The sequence below is a fragment of the Spirosoma validum genome (genome assembly GCF_014699035.1).
In the GTDB taxonomy this organism is placed as follows: Bacteria; Bacteroidota; Bacteroidia; order Cytophagales; family Spirosomataceae; genus Spirosoma; species Spirosoma validum.
This window is the reverse complement of the sequence record NZ_JACXAA010000019.1, coordinates 72,098-87,835: the sequence shown is the minus strand read 5'-3', so window position 1 is coordinate 87,835 and position 15,738 is coordinate 72,098. Positions and strand designations below refer to the sequence as shown.

At 47.5% G+C, this 15,738-nt stretch carries 15 protein-coding genes; 7 read left to right on the top strand and 8 right to left on the bottom strand.

Translation table 11 applies throughout. The annotated features are described in order from the left end of the window. Positions 1–168 precede the first annotated feature (168 nt). Positions 169–1,155 (top strand): FAD:protein FMN transferase, encoded by a 987-nt coding sequence (locus IC230_RS30735; RefSeq protein WP_191042909.1) that lies wholly within the window; start codon positions 169–171, stop codon positions 1,153–1,155. A gap of 151 nt (positions 1,156–1,306) precedes the next feature. Further along, positions 1,307–2,275: a methylenetetrahydrofolate reductase gene (locus IC230_RS30730; RefSeq protein WP_191042908.1), complete on the top strand. Its 969-nt coding sequence runs from the start codon at positions 1,307–1,309 to the stop codon at positions 2,273–2,275. A gap of 366 nt (positions 2,276–2,641) precedes the next feature. Here IC230_RS30730 and IC230_RS30725 read toward each other — a convergent pair whose 3' ends face one another. Continuing rightward, the gene (locus IC230_RS30725) at positions 2,642–3,634 is read right to left on the bottom strand and encodes an aldo/keto reductase (protein WP_191042907.1); all 993 of its coding nucleotides are present in this window, start codon (positions 3,632–3,634) and stop codon (positions 2,642–2,644) included. A gap of 63 nt (positions 3,635–3,697) precedes the next feature. After that, complete coding sequence (locus IC230_RS30720; protein ID WP_191042906.1) at positions 3,698–4,555, bottom strand: helix-turn-helix domain-containing protein; 858 nt, start codon at positions 4,553–4,555, stop codon at positions 3,698–3,700. 139 nt (positions 4,556–4,694) lie between these two features. On the opposite strand from IC230_RS30720, the gene IC230_RS30715 reads away from it, so the two are divergent. Beyond that, positions 4,695–6,278, top strand: coding sequence for a Na+/H+ antiporter (locus IC230_RS30715; RefSeq protein ID WP_191042905.1), 1,584 nt, complete (start codon positions 4,695–4,697; stop codon positions 6,276–6,278). A gap of 76 nt (positions 6,279–6,354) precedes the next feature. On the opposite strand, the gene IC230_RS30710 is transcribed toward IC230_RS30715, so the two are convergent. From IC230_RS30710 to IC230_RS30700, 3 genes are read right to left on the bottom strand one after another with little or no spacing between them, the layout of a single operon-like run. After that, complete coding sequence (locus IC230_RS30710) at positions 6,355–8,550, bottom strand: PepSY domain-containing protein (RefSeq protein ID WP_191042904.1); 2,196 nt, start codon at positions 8,548–8,550, stop codon at positions 6,355–6,357. A 28-nt stretch (positions 8,551–8,578) separates the two neighbouring features. Then, entirely contained in the window at positions 8,579–9,082 is a 504-nt protein-coding gene (locus IC230_RS30705; protein WP_191042903.1) for a DUF2271 domain-containing protein, read from the bottom strand. Between the two features lie 5 nt (positions 9,083–9,087). Beyond that, a complete protein-coding gene (locus IC230_RS30700; RefSeq protein WP_191042902.1) occupies positions 9,088–10,554 on the bottom strand; it encodes an ankyrin repeat domain-containing protein in 1,467 nt (488 codons plus the stop codon). Between the two features lie 332 nt (positions 10,555–10,886). On the opposite strand from IC230_RS30700, the gene IC230_RS30695 reads away from it, so the two are divergent. After that, positions 10,887–11,732 carry an SMP-30/gluconolactonase/LRE family protein gene (locus IC230_RS30695; RefSeq protein WP_191042901.1) on the top strand — a complete coding sequence of 282 codons (846 nt, stop codon included), beginning with the start codon at positions 10,887–10,889 and terminating at the stop codon, positions 11,730–11,732. 378 nt (positions 11,733–12,110) lie between these two features. Here IC230_RS30695 and IC230_RS34890 read toward each other — a convergent pair whose 3' ends face one another. Then, on the bottom strand, positions 12,111–12,338 hold the full coding sequence (locus IC230_RS34890) for an ester cyclase (protein ID WP_191042900.1): 228 nt from the start codon (positions 12,336–12,338) through the stop codon (positions 12,111–12,113). A gap of 75 nt (positions 12,339–12,413) precedes the next feature. On the opposite strand from IC230_RS34890, the gene IC230_RS30685 reads away from it, so the two are divergent. Next, the gene (locus IC230_RS30685; RefSeq protein ID WP_191042899.1) at positions 12,414–12,911 is read left to right on the top strand and encodes a YybH family protein; all 498 of its coding nucleotides are present in this window, start codon (positions 12,414–12,416) and stop codon (positions 12,909–12,911) included. Between the two features lie 5 nt (positions 12,912–12,916). On the opposite strand, the gene IC230_RS34255 is transcribed toward IC230_RS30685, so the two are convergent. Both IC230_RS34255 and IC230_RS34250 read right to left on the bottom strand, forming a co-directional pair. Then, a complete protein-coding gene (locus IC230_RS34255) occupies positions 12,917–13,195 on the bottom strand; it encodes a LytR/AlgR family response regulator transcription factor (RefSeq protein ID WP_223860960.1) in 279 nt (92 codons plus the stop codon). Between the two features lie 155 nt (positions 13,196–13,350). After that, on the bottom strand, positions 13,351–13,569 hold the full coding sequence (locus tag IC230_RS34250; protein ID WP_317171874.1) for a response regulator: 219 nt from the start codon (positions 13,567–13,569) through the stop codon (positions 13,351–13,353). 336 nt (positions 13,570–13,905) lie between these two features. On the opposite strand from IC230_RS34250, the gene IC230_RS30675 reads away from it, so the two are divergent. Continuing rightward, positions 13,906–14,694, top strand: coding sequence for a 2Fe-2S iron-sulfur cluster-binding protein (locus tag IC230_RS30675; protein ID WP_191042898.1), 789 nt, complete (start codon positions 13,906–13,908; stop codon positions 14,692–14,694). 22 nt (positions 14,695–14,716) lie between these two features. Then, a complete protein-coding gene (locus tag IC230_RS30670) occupies positions 14,717–15,721 on the top strand; it encodes an FAD binding domain-containing protein (protein WP_191042897.1) in 1,005 nt (334 codons plus the stop codon). Positions 15,722–15,738: the final 17 nt, after the last annotated feature.

Sequence of the window (15,738 nt, the reverse complement as noted above, 5' to 3'; positions counted from 1 at the left end):
AGAAGATGGATTCGACACCCAATCAACTTCTGTGGCCCTTTTTACATTCAGTCAGGCAATAACTTTAGACAACTTCACTAATAAAACTTTAGAGGCAATTCCTAAATTCATGGGCATGTCCTACCCTTAAAAAGGTTTGTTTAGATCAAGTCTTCCGATTTTTGCAGCATGAGATACGTAGTTCTTCTGTTACTGATTTTATTGGGATTCAATGCCACGTCACAGGTTCTCCGAAAAAGAACCGTCAGGTTGATGGGCAGTCGGTTCGATATTACCCTTGTTGCAACCGATTTCCTCTCAGCCGAACGTAATATCGACACAGTGATTGCTGAAGTGACACGGATCGAGAATTTAATCTCTGACTGGAAAGCGGATACCCAGATTTCGCAGGTTAATAAAAATGCTGGTGTCGCCCCGGTTCGGGTAGACCCGGAAGTATTTGCTCTGACGGAACGGGCACTTCATTTCTCTAAAATCACGAACGGGGCTTTTGATATTAGCTTTGCTGCAATGGATCGGATCTGGAAATTCGACGGCTCGATGACAGAAATGCCGAGCCCAGAAGCGGTCAGGAAATCGGTAGAGAAGGTGGGTTATAAGAACATCGTGCTGGATCGCGAACACTCTACTATTTTTCTGAAACGAAAAGGAATGAAGATTGGCTTCGGTGCGCTAGGGGAGGGATATGCCGCTGACCGCTGCCGCGATATGATGCTGGCAAAAGGTGTTAAAGCGGGAATTGTCAACGGCTCCGGCGATATGAGTACCTGGGGCAAACAGCCGGATGGGAGCGATTGGACCATTGGCATCACCAATCCACTACGTAACGATACCGTTTTCGCAGTTGTACCGCTACGTCATAGCGCGATAGTAACTTCTGGTAGTTACGAGAAGTTCGTGGTGTTCAATGGCAAGCGGTACGCACACATTATCAATCCCAGCACAGGCTATCCGGCAACGGGCGTAAGCAGCGTAACGGTCTTCGGTCCTAGTGCTGAAACGGCCAATGGATTTAGTACGTCGCTGATGGTGCTGGGCAAAGATGCCGGGCTGAAACTAATCAAAAAGTACCCACAGTACAGCTATATCCTAATCACCGACGAAGGACAGATTTTTTTCTCCCCGAATTTGGGTTTGAAACAGCATAGTTTGTAGTAATCGTCATTCTTTATTCCTGATGAGCGATGAGACGGGGTTAAAGAAAGTCCTGTGCGGAAGTACAAGCGATGATGGCGGAAAATCCATTATATAGATAGTATCTTTAAAGCCAGAAAAAGAACCCTCAAGATCTGGTTCAAGTACTATTATGTTTTTAGAAAAGATCAAATCCGGAGAATCAGGCGTGCTGCTTTACGGCATCACTCCGCCAAAAGCCGGGACTACCCCTGAACGCGTTACCGAGATTGCCCAAAAAACAATGGAGCGACTGGCTACCCTGGACATCGATGCCCTCGTAGTTTATGATGTACAGGATGAGTCGGCCCGGACAGCAGAAGAAAGGCCCTTTCCGTTTATAAATGCGCTTGATCCCCTTGTTTTTGCCTCCGGATATCTGGATACGTTAACCATCCCGAAAATAATCTACCGACCTGCCGGTAAATTTTCTACCATAGAGCTATCCGACTGGCTGGAACGACTGCACGAACAAAATTTCTATCCTGTTTTTGTCGGCGTGCCTGCGCCGGATTTTCCGGTAAAAACCAGCCTCCCGGAAGCGTACAAGATCTGGAGCAAACACCAGGATACATCCGTTATCGGCGCTGTAACCATCCCTGAACGACACAAAGTGCTGAAAGATGAAGATGTCAGGATGCTGGACAAGATGAACTGCGGAGTATCTTACTTTATCTCACAGTGTGTTTTCAATCTTGACTACGCTAAGCAGGTCATCGAAGATCTGGCCCTTAGGTGTAACAGGCAGGCAATAAAATCTCCGACGATCATTTTCACGATTACCGCTTGCGGATCTGTCAAAACACTGCATTTTATGGAGTGGCTGGGTATTCACGTACCGGATGAATTGAAAGAAGAGCTGGAAAAATCTGACGATATTCTTGAAAAATCAGTAAATATCTGCCTCGATATTGCCAAAGAGCTAACCACATACTGTATGGAACGATCTATCCCTTTCGGCTTCAATATTGAAAGCGTTGCCATCCGTAAAGCAGAGATCGAAGCTTCGATCTATTTAGCGAATGAGATAGGTCAGATACTGAAGGATAAAGGGGTGAGGAAGTCGTCAGAAGGTAAAGCTTTTGAAGTTACAAACGGCTAGCAAACCAATACCAGGTACGTGAAGTAAGAGAAAAATCCAGACTTCGAATTCTAAGCGTAGTAACACGGATTAAATAAATCAAGCTGATTAAAACCAACGGCTCTCGCTCCAATCTGACCGGAGCGAGAGCCGTTGGTTTTAAAGGTTACAGAAACGGAGTGTTCGCTTAGTCGATCGGAAGCAGTTTTTGAAACGCATTACCGCGCGGTTCCGTATTCGCCCAAACGTCAACTGGCATTTTGTTTAATAGTGTGAACTATTTCGTACGGATGTTAACGGTCCGGCAACCTGGCGCAACGAAGGATATTCTTTTGCATAACCAGAGACCCGCGGGGCACTACTACCTTTTTATTTGCCAATGAACGTTCATTGGTTCAAGGCAGTTAAGAACCGTTCGGGGTAGCGGGTGCCTGAAACGATTCCGGCTGGCATAATCGCTTCGATGCTCTGTATGTCATCCTCGGTGAGTTGTACGTTTTCGGATTTATAATTTTCTTCGAGATGGTTGATACGTTTGGAGCCAGGAATAGTGATTATATCGTCGCCCTGGGCGAGCACCCAGGCAATCGCTAACTGTGCAGGGGTACAGCTTTTTTGGGCCGCCAGCGTTTTGATCTTTTCGACCAGATCAAGGTTCTTGTAGAAGTTCTCGCCCTGGTAGCGGGGCATGTGTATACGACTGTCTTTGAGATCTTCGGGCGTTCTGATTTCTCCGCTTAGAAAACCCCGGCTTAGTGGAGCATAGGCAACCAGACCAATACCTAGTTCGCGGATGGTTGGAAGGACTTCGGCTTCAATATCGCGAGTCCAGAGCGAGTACTCTATTTGCAGGGCGGTGATGGGATGTACGGCAGCAGCCTTACGAATCGAAACGGCCGATGCTTCAGAGAGACCAATGTACCGAACAATACCTTTTTCTACAAGGTCAGCCAGTGCGCCGATCGTATCGTCAATAGGGACATTTGGATCTACCCGTGCGGGCGTATAGAGGTCGATGTAATCCGTTTTAAGTCGTTGGAGGCTGTAAAAAACAGCGTTACGTATGTAGTCAGGACGGCCACTTACCGGACCGGGTCCCATAGAGCCGTTAGGTCCGGGCGTAACCAACTGACCCGTTTTTACGGAGAGAAAGGCTTTGTCACGTTTGCCTTTGATGGCCTGGGCGATTAGCTCTTCATTGTGGCCAACGCGATAATAATCGGCCGTATCTAAAAAATTGTGTCCGAGTTCAAGCGCTCGTTCGATGGTGGCGATGGATTCTTTATCGTCGGATTGCCCGTAGGCGCCCGACATACCCATACAGCCTAAACCCACCGCCGATACAAGAGGGCCGTTTGTTCCTAGTTTTCGGTTCATCATTTGTGTATTTATTTCGAGAACAAAGGTCTGGCGAATCCCAGAAAAGGAGCCGGACAAATCGGATTAGTTCCCTGACAAATCCTGGATGAACGTAGCAATCGTTTGGCCAGTCACTTTTTTAAACAACCGGGAAAAGTATTCAGGATCGTTGAAGCCGAGGTCGTAGGCCAGTTCCTTGATGGAGCTTTCAGCATAATAAAGACGTCGCTTGGCTTCCAGAATGAGCCGGTTGGTGATGAACGCTTTGGGAGAAAGGCCGGAGTAGTGTTTAACGATTGTATATAAACTGTGGGGGTTGAGGGCCATTTTTTGGGCAATCTCACTGACGGTTGTATGATCGGTAAGGTTGTCTTCGACAAAGAGTTTGAAGCGGATGTATTGAGAAAGTTTGTCGTCGGCTGGGCTTTTGTCGGCGGAAAAATAAGCTGCGTTGATTTCGGTCAACAGGCTGTTGAGGTGAGCTAGGATGAGTTCAGGATCGGTATCCATCCTGCTTACTAAGTTGAGCAGTATGTCGAAGGTAAATTTTAGCCTTGCAGCCGCTGATGTGGTGAATTTAATTTTTTGATTGTTCAACGGGTTGACAAGAAAAGGATATTGTTTTGGCAACAGGGAAAGACAGTTTTCATCAAAACCAAGCTTGACGTAGTCAGTGCCATGTTTGGTAGTTGGGAGCCGGTGAATTTGGTGAGGCAGAATGAAAAGGAGTTCGTTGGCATTGATCTCGAATTGTTGAAGATCGACGCCATGCTGGGTGCCACCTTCCAGCATAAAGAGGAAAAAGTAGTACGGTTTGCGATGGGTAAGACCGTACTGATCAAGGTTTTCGGAAGGAATATGGCCGAAAGTGGGAGAGATGAGACGGATAGCGAGTTTGTTGTTTTGTCTATAGAGCGTAAGAAATGATCCGATATCCTGCATCCGGTAAAAGTAGTGAAAATTAGCAGTTGGGGGATTGAGCCGTAGCTCAGTAACCTTGATCCTATATTGTTATCAGCCTGCGTATCGTACTTTTAAGGCAAAAATTTTAGAAACATACGGACTATAAATCCCTGGTTTAATGCACACCCTTTTACCTTTTCTGCTCGCCATGATAGCGGCCATCGTGTTGCTGAACATGTGGGCTAACAAACTAAAAATTGCGTATCCGATTCTGCTGGTGGTTGCCGGGCTTCTGGTAAGTTTCATGCCGGGACTGCCTAGGGTACGTATCAATCCCGACCTTATCTTTTTTATTTTCCTGCCGCCACTCTTATTTGAGGCTTCCTGGACGATCTCGTTTAAAGAGATGAAAAAATGGTGGCGTATCATTGGTAGTTTCGCCTTTCTTGTCGTGTTTTTTACTGCCTTGTCCGTAGCGGTAGCGGCTAACCATCTCATTCCAGGATTTACCCTTGCTTTAGGATTTTTATTGGGAGGCATCGTATCTCCACCCGATGCGGTAAGTACTGGAGCCATTACCAAGTTTGTAAAAATCCCCAAATCTACGTCGGCTATTCTGGAAGGCGAAAGCCTGCTCAACGATGCGTCATCGCTGATCATTTTCCGCTTCGCACTGGTCGCTGTGGGTACCGGTCAGTTCATCTGGCAGGAAGCGACTCTGAGTTTTGTCTGGATGGTACTGGGCGGTGCGGGTATTGGCTTGCTGCTGGCCTGGATTTTTGTTCAGGCACATAAACGCCTTCCGCTCGATGCGCAATCCAACATAGCGCTGACGCTTATCGAGCCTTATTTTATGTATTGGGTGGCGGAGCAGCTTCATTGCTCGGGCGTACTGGCGGTAGTGAGCGGTGGCTTGTTTATGTCGGCCAGGCGACTTGTTTTTCTAAACAGTGCCAGCCGTATTCAGAGCTTTAGCGTCTGGGAAAGTTTCGTGTTTATTCTGAATGGGGTGGTTTTTCTGATCATCGGTCTGGAGCTTCCCGAAATTGTCGAGGGTCTACGTACGAATGGCATTCCATTACGTACCGCTATTGGCTATGGGATATTGGTGACAGGGGTATTGATTGCCGCCAGAGTCATTAGTTCGTATGCGGCACTACTGGCTACGCTTATCTTCCGGCCTGGCGTAATGCCTCGTGCCCGATCCAACAGAAGACGTTTGCTGATGCCCCTGCTACTGGGCTGGACGGGTATGCGGGGTGTTGTGTCTCTGGCTGCGGCTTTGGCTATACCCATCACCTTGGATAATGGTATCGCTTTCCCACAAAGGAACCTCATTCTATTTATTACGTTTGTTGTAATCCTGCTTACGCTTCTGGTACAGGGACTTACACTCCCTTACTTGGTAACACGGTCGGGGTTGTTTGACGGCATAATCGAAGAAGAATCAGAAGAAGTGACCAGACAAAAGATGAAACAAGGCTTGAAACAACACGTCTATCAGTTTCTAAAGGCTAAATATGAAAGCGAGCCGGCTGGTTACGCCGGTATGGAGAAATTCTTGAAGCAATGGGAAGAACGCGCCAAAGCCGCCGATGACAGCTGGATGAATGAAAAGACAAAGGCAATTTTTGTGGAATTACTCGAAATCCAGCGGCAATACCTTACCGAACTCAACAAAGACCCGAAGATTGACGAAGACATTATCCGACAGCAATTATATCAAATTGATTTGGAAGAAGAACGGTTGAAGATCATTTAATCCTGCCAAAAAAGGTGATTTCAGAATTTGCCATGCCTGAGCTTAGCACCAGTAAGACATTCACAACGATAAAAGCCTAGTAGCAGTCCATTAAAATCTGGCTGTGTGATTGGTAAACGCTGACGCTCTGGCCCAGTTTCGTCTGACAGATGGTTTCGAGCAGAGTAAGGACATCCTTTTGCATAGCCAGCGATCCGCAGATCATCAGGACACCGTGTATCATCAACGTATTGGCAATGAAGTCGGCATCGCGGGTGAGTAGGTCGCTAACGTACTGTTTTTCGCCCTCCCGCGAATACGCTACGTGTAGATTCGTGAGTTGTTGAGCTGACCGGCTTGCTTCCAGAAAATCTTGGTAACTATCGAACGACCTGCTTTGCCGGAAACCGCAGTACAAATGGCAGGGCACTTGCTGTTTATTATCACTAATCATCCCCAGAAACGGAGCGATGCCCGTGCCATTGGCGATCATCACAACGACCGGCGCTTTTTTCGGAAAATGGAAATGATCGTTGCTGACGATTTTAGCGCGAATCGTGTCGCCGGGTGTTAGTCTGTGTAAAAAGCTGGACCCCAGTCCGTTCTCATGCAATCGGACACTAAGCTGGAGTTCTTTATCGAGCATGCCAATCGAATACAGACGCTCGCGATAGTCGTTGGCCGGATAAATAGCCAGCAAATCTCCCGACGTAACGGGCCGCTTGCGATTGGGTTGCAAGCGAATCAGAAACGTACCGTCTGGCTGTGCGGTGCCAGTGTTGTTAGTTACGGTCAGCGTATCAAGATCAGCCGCGGGAATCTTCAGCAAGTCCGACGTAACGGGCATCGGTAGGTTGGTTTGCTGTGACCAGGCTTCGGCCCATAAAGCAAATTCGTCCGGTGAGCGATCATTAACCGTATGGATGTCGACCAGCGGAACGGCCCATTTCTGACGGGAAAGCAACTGATTTACTTCGAAGGCGAATTTGCAGAAATCGGGATAAGCGTGCGATCCAAAACCGACTACAGAGTAGCGCACCGGCTGCGATTGCGGATATGTTTCGATCAACGTAGCAAACCGGTTGGCATTGGTCGGTGCATCGCCAATCCCATACGTAGCGGTCAGCGCAATCAGGTGCTCTGCCCTGGGGAAAGCGGTATACTTATTGAACTCGGTCAGGAAGGATTTCTCGCCTTGCTTGAGCAATTGTTGATGAATGATCTGGGCAAACCGGAACGTGGTACCGTTCTCCGATCCAACTAGAATTATGAATCGGCTCTCATCGGCAGTGTGCCTATTTTTCGCTCGGTTCGCCAGTCGTTTGAGCGTAATGGCGAAGCCGGAATAGATGAAAAAGAGAATGTTTCCCGATGCCACGGCCAGGATAATGGCCCAAATGGCACTGGCTCGTCCAGTGTGCAAATCCAGACTCAGGTTGGTGAGCAAAAGCGCAGTAGGATACCGGTTTTCGCTGAGAATGTCGCCTGTTAGCTGATTGACGGTCAGTTCGCGGTCCTTAAGTTTCAGCGTGTAGTAATCTTCGACATCGTCCGAAAACGGAAATTCGACACTCTGTACCTCCGCAAGCCGCGTATTCTGAAAAATAGTAAAGTCGGCTAGCTTTCGTTCAGGCTTTGCCTTTATGGAGTCGAAGTCGATTTTGGGAGAAACTTTCTCCGCTCCAACCAGACCAAATCGATCAAGAGAAAGATACGTTCCCGACAGGGCAATCACGAAAATCGGAATCAGCGATAGTCGCCCCAGCACGACGTGGTAATACTGCGCGAAGTTGGCCCGAACGATCCGGGTAAAGAAGCGTTTGACACCCCGCTGCCGCTGAATAATCAGCATAGTGCCGGAAATGGTAATCAGCAGCAGAAGGAATGCCGTTAGTCCGATGAAAAACCGGCCAGCTTCGTGCAGAAAAAGTGACCGGTGGAGCGCGGTGACCCACTGGAAAAATTCACTCTGGGGCGTAGGTGTGCCCAGGATTTTACCGGTCTGCGGATCAACGTAAGCGGTTAGATTTTTGCCGTCGGCATCGCTTCCCTTAATCTGTACAAACTGGTTGGCGTCAACGCTCAGTTCACTAATTTCGGAGAAACTTTTTTTCAGAATGGGCAGCGTCTGGGCCAGGGTAAGTTGGCTTATGGTATCAGTCCGATATGGTTGCATTTTCTGCAATACGGGTTCAAACGCCAGAATAACTCCCGTAACTGAAGCCAGGGTCAATAAAAGAAAAGAAGATACAGCCAACACTAAGTGACTGTATCTCCAGACAGAAATGGTCATAAATCGAGGCCCTGTTAATTAGGGCAACTTAGTTGCTAGTGTTGGGGCTAAAGCGTACGTAGCGGATAAAGCCTGTCCCCTCACTCTTGGCAGAAAGTGCTGCTGTCGTCAGCGGAATTTCGATGTCTTTTGCATGATCCTCTTTGTCCTCCACAGCACTTTCGAACCGTAGTTTATAATCTTTATCGAGCTTCGAATTGTCGATGTCCAGCACGATAACGCTGCGATCGCCACCGGCCACCGACGCCCCGCTGATGGCGCTGATGTTGGGCGTTTTTTTGCCAAGCGCCTTGTACCATGCTTTTACGTCTGGATACCATTTTTTATCAGAACCGAGCACGTACAGGGTTTTCTCATAGGCACCTTTCCCGTTCATGAGCGAAACGGCGACGTACGCTTTTTCGCCCATGTAATTGGTCATCTGAATCATGCACTTGTACTGGGAAGTGCCGGATTGCTGTGCAAACGAAGCCGACGATCCGGTCACTATCAGGGACAGAATCAGCAAGCCGATTATATGTAAACGAGACATAGCTTCTATTTCAGAAAGTTAACGGATACGTTGTTTTTCGACAGCGATTCATTTTCACTGGCCAGATCGAAAGCGGTTTCTTTAAAGTTGGTCGGAATGTCTTTCTTCGCCCCGATCGACAACAGATATTTCATCATAGCATCATCTTTCGACACCATCGCAGCCTTGTGTAGCGCGGTGATGCCTTCCTTGTTACGGGCGTTAACATCGATCTGAAGAGATTCCAGCCGTTTCACCAGCGACAGGTCATTTTTGGCAACGGCTAAGTGATACAATGTATTACCGTTCTTCTGAGGGGCTTTCACGTCGAGACCTTTGTCCTGAAGCAGTTTCAGTTTTGCCTCAAAATCATCGGGTCGCGATTGTACCAAATAAGCAGTCAGATTGTCTCCGTTTTTGTCTGTTACGTTAATGTCGGCTCCTTTAGTTAACAGATAGGTCGTTACTTCAGGCGAATTACCCCGCACGGCCATAGCCAGTGCCGTTGCCCCTTTCTGATTGGGCTGATTGATGTTTTTTACTTTTGGTATCAGCATCTCCAGGACAGCAACGTCCCGGTTGGAAGCAGCCGCATTCATAAATGTTGTATTGCCTTCTTCGTCAGCCTGATTAACATCGACGCCTTTATCCAGAAAGTGCTGAATGATTTCATTTTGTTTAGGTCGGCGAACAAGAGCGTGCAAGACGTTTTCACCAGCCTTGTTTGTCACAGTCGGTTTGATACCCAGGCTTTCCAGATATTGGAACACTTCGATGGGCGCAGCACCCTGACGTCCTCCCTGGCTAGCCATAATTATGGCCGTAGGGTTTACGGGAACTCCTCGTTGCTGTAGCGCTTTTAGTACGTCGATATTACCACCCCTGGCAGCGTAGCTAAACGCATTATTACCAACTGCGTCCGTACTTTTTAGATCCAGGCCTTTTGAGACAAAGTAATCGGTCAATTTGAGGTCTTTGTCGTTGGCGACCGCAATCAGTAACGCATTGGCTCCGTCATGATTCAGGTCTTTTTTCAGGTTGGCACCGTTACGTAGGCACAAGTCATAGACCTGCGTGTTCGGTTGCCCGCCAGCGGCCGCAAAATTCAATACCGTCATGCCGTGGCTGTCCTCTACGTTAGTTTTAGACCCTTTTGAAAGCAAATATTCCATGATCTCTACGTTACCTCGCATGGCGGCCCAGTGCAGGTAGATACGGCTATCGTGCGTGATTTTGTTAACGTCGTTGCCGGGTTGTGCTAACAGATACTTGATTGTCTCATTAGGTGCCTGGGCGTTGATCGCCATCACAACGGGATCAAAACTCGCCGGATTGAACTGCGACGGGCTGTTCCCTTTCTCAATTTCTGCCTTAACCTGGCTTACATCCGGCTTACCCTGCCAGAACGACTGGTCCAGCAGCACGTTTTTCTGGGCATGAACGGAGAAGGCAATGCCTACCAGAAGAGCGAATACTATTTTTTTTATATGCATATACCCGAGTTGAATTGCTGATGCAACGTGTTTGGCCTTAGCGCCCAAAAACGTCGCAAATTACTAAGATTCAGTCTAAATAAGGGCGATGGTTGCTAGTATATTTGATAGATCGTAGAATCAGCGAATGAAAAATTCGTTTAAAAACATTTCTGGCATCTAGGTTAATGAATGCAGGATATGTAAAAAGCTATTGGGCTACAAACCAACCATGAATAGGAGAGGTAAAACCAAAATATTGTCGTTTGCCAAACGGGTAAAAAGTTGTTTAGACCTAGGTAAGTAAATTGGCTATTGCGCTTTAACCTACTACAATCTTTGAACGTACCAACATGGGAAAATCGCTCCTCATTCTGTTTAGTCTAGTCGCCAGCCTAAGCTATATTGCCCAGGCTCAATCAATTGAGTTAAAACCCATATGGGAAACCGACACGACGCTTCGTACACCCGAAAGTGTTCTCTATGAGCCAACCAAAAAAATCTTATACGTTGCCTGTATCAATGGCAATCCTAATCTGGAAAACAAAAGCAGTTATATCGCCAAAGTGGGTCTGGATGGGAAGGTAATTCAATTGAAATTTACCGACAACCTTAATTCGACCAAAGGCATGGGGATTATGGGTGACAAACTGTACGTTACCGAAATGACTCAGGTTGCTGAGATAGCGCTGGCTACAGGTAAAATCCTGAACCGATATCCAATCGAAGGGGCTAAATTCCTCAATGACATTGCCATCGATACGAAAAAAGGCGTTGTGTACGTCACGGACTCGAACGATAGTAAAGTGTGGGCGATTACGAATGGCAAAGCTAGTCTTGTTTTAGCAGATGCTCCCCTCAAAGGCACCAACGGGCTTCTATTTGAAAACAATCAATTGCTGATCGGTAATGGCGACGGATCTTTGCTAGGTCTGAACCCTGAAACAAAACAATTGAGTACGATAGCCAAAGGTATGGGTGGTATCGATGGCATTGTAGCTCTGGGAAACAAGACCTATGTTGTCACTGAATGGGGCGGGAAAATTTGGTATATCCATGCGGATGGGACTACCGAATTAAAAATGGACACCTCCAAAGAGAAGATAAATTCAGCTGACATTGGGTATAATCCAATGACTAAAGTGCTGTTTGTACCTACCTTTTTTCACAATACAGTCAAAGCTTACTCGCTCAACTAGATTATATTACTTCAGCATTATAGAAAAGGCGCGGACCATATGGCTCGCGCCTTTTCTCTATTACTACCTTCAATAAAACGGCAATTGCTAACGGAAGTAATGATAACACCTACACGCTGAGTCCGTCAACAGAGAAGCTTTTTATTTTCCAATGGGAGGGGGATATTCGCACAACTAATTTTGTGGCTGGCCCCGTCTCAAAGCGAACCAATAGATTGCTCATTGACTAGTACATCTTATCAGACAGTTCAGATATTGCAGAAGCAGGTCCCGAAGGACCTGCTTCTTTGTATTGCAAACGCTGATGATTTTTGGTAGAATGCTTCTTATTGTTTTTTGGTAACTTTTATTAGTATACCCCAAGCTGGGTCAATAAGTCTAGGTTGTCAAAAAAATCCTGCTCTTCCATAATAAGTCCGTTTTCCATACGGACGATCGTTGTCCTTGTAACGTAACTGATTTGCCGGTAGGGGCTATTCCAAAAAAGTCGCCGGTATGCTTTCCGCTAAATACCCAATACTTGGTTAGTTTGTCGCCTTGTCCAAATACCTCTTTAATTTCAAATTTAATACCGGAGAAACCGGTGAGTTTTGCGCGTTTGACCAAAACGGCAGTACGTAAATCAGGCTAATTACCGCGAGGTATTTCATGATAGGCTTCGCTATTCCTATCTATAAAGACATGACATACTTACAAAAAATCACGTCGCGTTGTATACTGCTTCTACTATTCGTTTCAACATTAAGTCATAAGGTAGCCGCACAATCATCTACCACAAAAACAGCCTTCGACTCAACGAAAGTCATCAACGAAATTGATGCTCAGAGTGGCCTATTCAGTAATGCGTTCGCGAAATCTGATTCCGTAAAGGCCGCCAGCATTTATACCCGGGACGCAAAAATTTTCAACCACGCTATACCCACAACAACAGGTCGGTCGGGCGTCCAATCCTTATACGGGGAGCTTATCCGTGCCGGCATAACCAAATTTGACTACACAACCATCGGCGTATGGGGTAATGATAACAATTTGGTTGTGGAAGAAGGAACGCTATCGTTCGCGTTTTCAGACGGAAGAGTGGCGTCAAAAGGAAGATACCTATTGGTTTGGAAATGGGAAGAAGGCAAACTGAAAATATTCCGGGATAGCTTTTCGTCGGATGGGAAACCCAAACAGTAAGGTGATTACAAGGTTCGCATTCGTCGCATCAACTGCGCTCGCATACCGCTACCCAATGGAAGCTCCTGCTTACCGATCAGTACGTCTGATTCCAGCACTTCATCAATATGCATCAGGTTCACTAGGTAGGAGCGATGAATGCGCATAAAAAAAGGCTGAGGTAGGTTTTCTTCAATGTTTTTCAGCGTAACGGATAGTAAATATTCCTTTTCTTTCGTGAAAATGTGACTGTAATTTCGGTCGGCTTCAATGTAAAGAATGTCCATCATCAGGATCTTTATCATTCGCTCATGATGATGGACAAAGATGCGATCGCTCAAAATGAAGGGCTTCTCTTCTCCATCCGTATCGGTCGGTACAGGTTCTTCTTCCGCTGCGACCAGGCGGCTGATGGTGAGTTCAATAGCTCGTTGCAGATCGAGTTGCTTAGACGGTTTCGTTATAAAAGCGGCTGGTTGTGTCTGTTTAGTCCGGTTAAACGTAGCATCGTCAGAATTGGCAGTGAGGAAAATAACCGGTTTTTTTTCTGCTGAAAAATGGCCGCCGTTTCAATGCCATCCATCTTCCCTTTTAAATTGATGTCGAGCAGAATAATATCGGGTCGGTTATTCTCTACATGAACAATAGCTTTTTCGCCATGGGGCAATATACCGGCCACTTCGTACCCAAGTTCATAAGCAGCATAGAGATTTTTGCCCCGATGAGCATTTCATCTTCTACCACCAGTAGTTTGATCAATGTGTCCATTCGTCTTTCTGAGCCGAAGAAGATCAAGTGATTCAGCTAAAATACGAAAACTTTGTGCTGGCTGCCCAGAATGTATCAATCTCGGAAACACTTGTAGCTGTTGCACAAATCCACTTGCTGTATAGCTTTTTGAACTGGACGCAATTTTAAACGATCGTATAACACGGTTCAGTAAAAGGTAGCAAATTCAAGTCAAACAAGTCGTGTCGTAAAAGAGTATCTTTAGAAGATTCTTCAAACCTACATCATGGAAGACCAACCCAAGTTTCCCGATCTGACCGACGAAGAACGAAAGGTTCTCGAAGACCTCATGCCTGATGAACTACCTGAGATCATTACCTCAGGCTTGAAACGACGGCATTTCCTAAAACTCATCACCTTTACCGGCACCGGCTTGCTGGCCGCCCAGTTCCTTGGTATCGAACAGTTGATGGCCCGAACCACCACCGGAGCACCTCCGCCCCCGATAGCGCTGGAGAACGGTGTCAATGTAGCGCTCAAGATAAATGGCCGTGCGCAGAACCTGTTGGTGGATTCACGCATGACGTTATTGGATGCCTTGCGGGAGCGCCTGGCGCTGACGGGCTCCAAAAAAGGGTGCGATCATGGTCAGTGCGGTGCCTGCACGGTCCTGATTGATGGTCGGCGCGTACTGTCCTGCTTAACTCTGGCCGCCACCTGCGAGGATAGGGTAGTGACTACCATCGAAGGGTTAGCCGAGGGAGATACGCTTCATCCCATGCAGGCTGCGTTTATTAAACATGACGGATTTCAGTGTGGGTACTGTACGCCCGGCCAGATATGTTCGGCGGTTGCCCTGATGAGTGAAGCCAAGAACGGCGAGGCCAGTTATGTTACCCGTAATGTGCGCCAGGCGGGCAAGCCAGTCAAACTCTCCGATGAGGAAATCCGGGAACGGATGTCGGGCAACATCTGCCGGTGCGGGGCCTATCCCAATATTGTGGATGCCATCCGCGAAGTGCATGGTGACAAGGCCGTTGCCCAGGTTTGGCAATTTGCGGACGGCACGATTTGATCCTATTAAGCACTCGTCAATCATGAGACCATTCAACTATTCAAAGGCCGGTGATCCGGCCACGGCCGTCAATCTTGTATCGGCGAATCCCGGTGCCAAATTCCTGGGTGGCGGAACGAATTTAGTCGACCTGATGAAAGAAGATGTCATGCATCCTTCCGAGCTGGTGGATATTACCCGGTTGAAACACGCCGATATTGAAAAGACGGCGACGGGTGTAGCCATTGGTGCCACAGCGACCAATGCACTCACGGCCAATCATGAACTTATTCGTAAAAACTACCCGCTGCTCTCCATGGCTATCCTTGCGGGGGCCAGTGTGCAGATTCGAAATATGGCGACCAATGGGGGCAACCTCAATCAGCGCACACGCTGCACGTATTTCTATGATGTAAACATGCCCTGCAATAAACGCGAACCGGGTTCTGGGTGCGGTGCTCTGAAAGGTATTAATCGCAACCACGCGATATTTGGATGGTCTGAAAAATGCGTCGCGGTTTACCCATCGGACATGGCCGTAGCCTTAGCAGCGCTTGATGCGGTGGTTCATGTGGAAGGCAAGAACAACGCCAAACGCACCATCGAATTTGCCGATTTCCACCGTTTGCCGGGCGATACTCCCGAAAAAGACAACAACCTGAAACAGGGCGAATTGATCACGTCAATCGAATTGCCGACAAATGATTTTGCCGAACGCTCGTATTATCTGAAGATTCGGGAACGGTCCTCGTATGCGTTTGCTTTGGTTTCAGTCGCAGCGGCCCTGTCGCTGGAAGGGAACCAGATTAAACAGGTTCGGATCGCACTGGGCGGTGTTGCCCATAAACCCTGGCGTGCCTCGGTTGCCGAAAAATGGCTGACTGGCAAAGAAGCCACGGAGGCCAACTTTCGGGCAGCTGCCGAAGCCGAACTTAAAAACGCCAGACCCCTGGAACATAATAAGTTTAAGGTGGCAATGGCGAAGAAAGCCATTACGCGTGCCTTGCAGGGGGCCATGCAGGGTGGGGTATACGGGCTTGAAGGCTAGCCGCCGGTAACGGAATG

Excerpts from the sequence above, each read along its gene's own strand:
- IC230_RS30720 (WP_191042906.1), bottom strand. The coding sequence starts at position 4,555 with ATGCAGGATATCGGATCATTTCTTACGCTCTATAGACAAAACAACAAA.
- IC230_RS30730 (WP_191042908.1), top strand. The coding sequence starts at position 1,307 with ATGTTTTTAGAAAAGATCAAATCCGGAGAATCAGGCGTGCTGCTTTAC.
- IC230_RS34255 (WP_223860960.1), bottom strand. The coding sequence starts at position 13,195 with ATGATAAAGATCCTGATGATGGACATTCTTTACATTGAAGCCGACCGA.
- IC230_RS30675 (WP_191042898.1), top strand. The coding sequence starts at position 13,906 with ATGGAAGACCAACCCAAGTTTCCCGATCTGACCGACGAAGAACGAAAG.
- IC230_RS30695 (WP_191042901.1), top strand. The coding sequence starts at position 10,887 with ATGGGAAAATCGCTCCTCATTCTGTTTAGTCTAGTCGCCAGCCTAAGC.
- IC230_RS30735 (WP_191042909.1), top strand. The coding sequence starts at position 169 with ATGAGATACGTAGTTCTTCTGTTACTGATTTTATTGGGATTCAATGCC.
- IC230_RS30705 (WP_191042903.1), bottom strand. The coding sequence starts at position 9,082 with ATGTCTCGTTTACATATAATCGGCTTGCTGATTCTGTCCCTGATAGTG.
- IC230_RS30725 (WP_191042907.1), bottom strand. The coding sequence starts at position 3,634 with ATGATGAACCGAAAACTAGGAACAAACGGCCCTCTTGTATCGGCGGTG.
- IC230_RS30715 (WP_191042905.1), top strand. The coding sequence starts at position 4,695 with ATGCACACCCTTTTACCTTTTCTGCTCGCCATGATAGCGGCCATCGTG.
- IC230_RS30700 (WP_191042902.1), bottom strand. The coding sequence starts at position 10,554 with ATGCATATAAAAAAAATAGTATTCGCTCTTCTGGTAGGCATTGCCTTC.
- IC230_RS30710 (WP_191042904.1), bottom strand. The coding sequence starts at position 8,550 with ATGACCATTTCTGTCTGGAGATACAGTCACTTAGTGTTGGCTGTATCT.
- IC230_RS30670 (WP_191042897.1), top strand. The coding sequence starts at position 14,717 with ATGAGACCATTCAACTATTCAAAGGCCGGTGATCCGGCCACGGCCGTC.
- IC230_RS30685 (WP_191042899.1), top strand. The coding sequence starts at position 12,414 with ATGACATACTTACAAAAAATCACGTCGCGTTGTATACTGCTTCTACTA.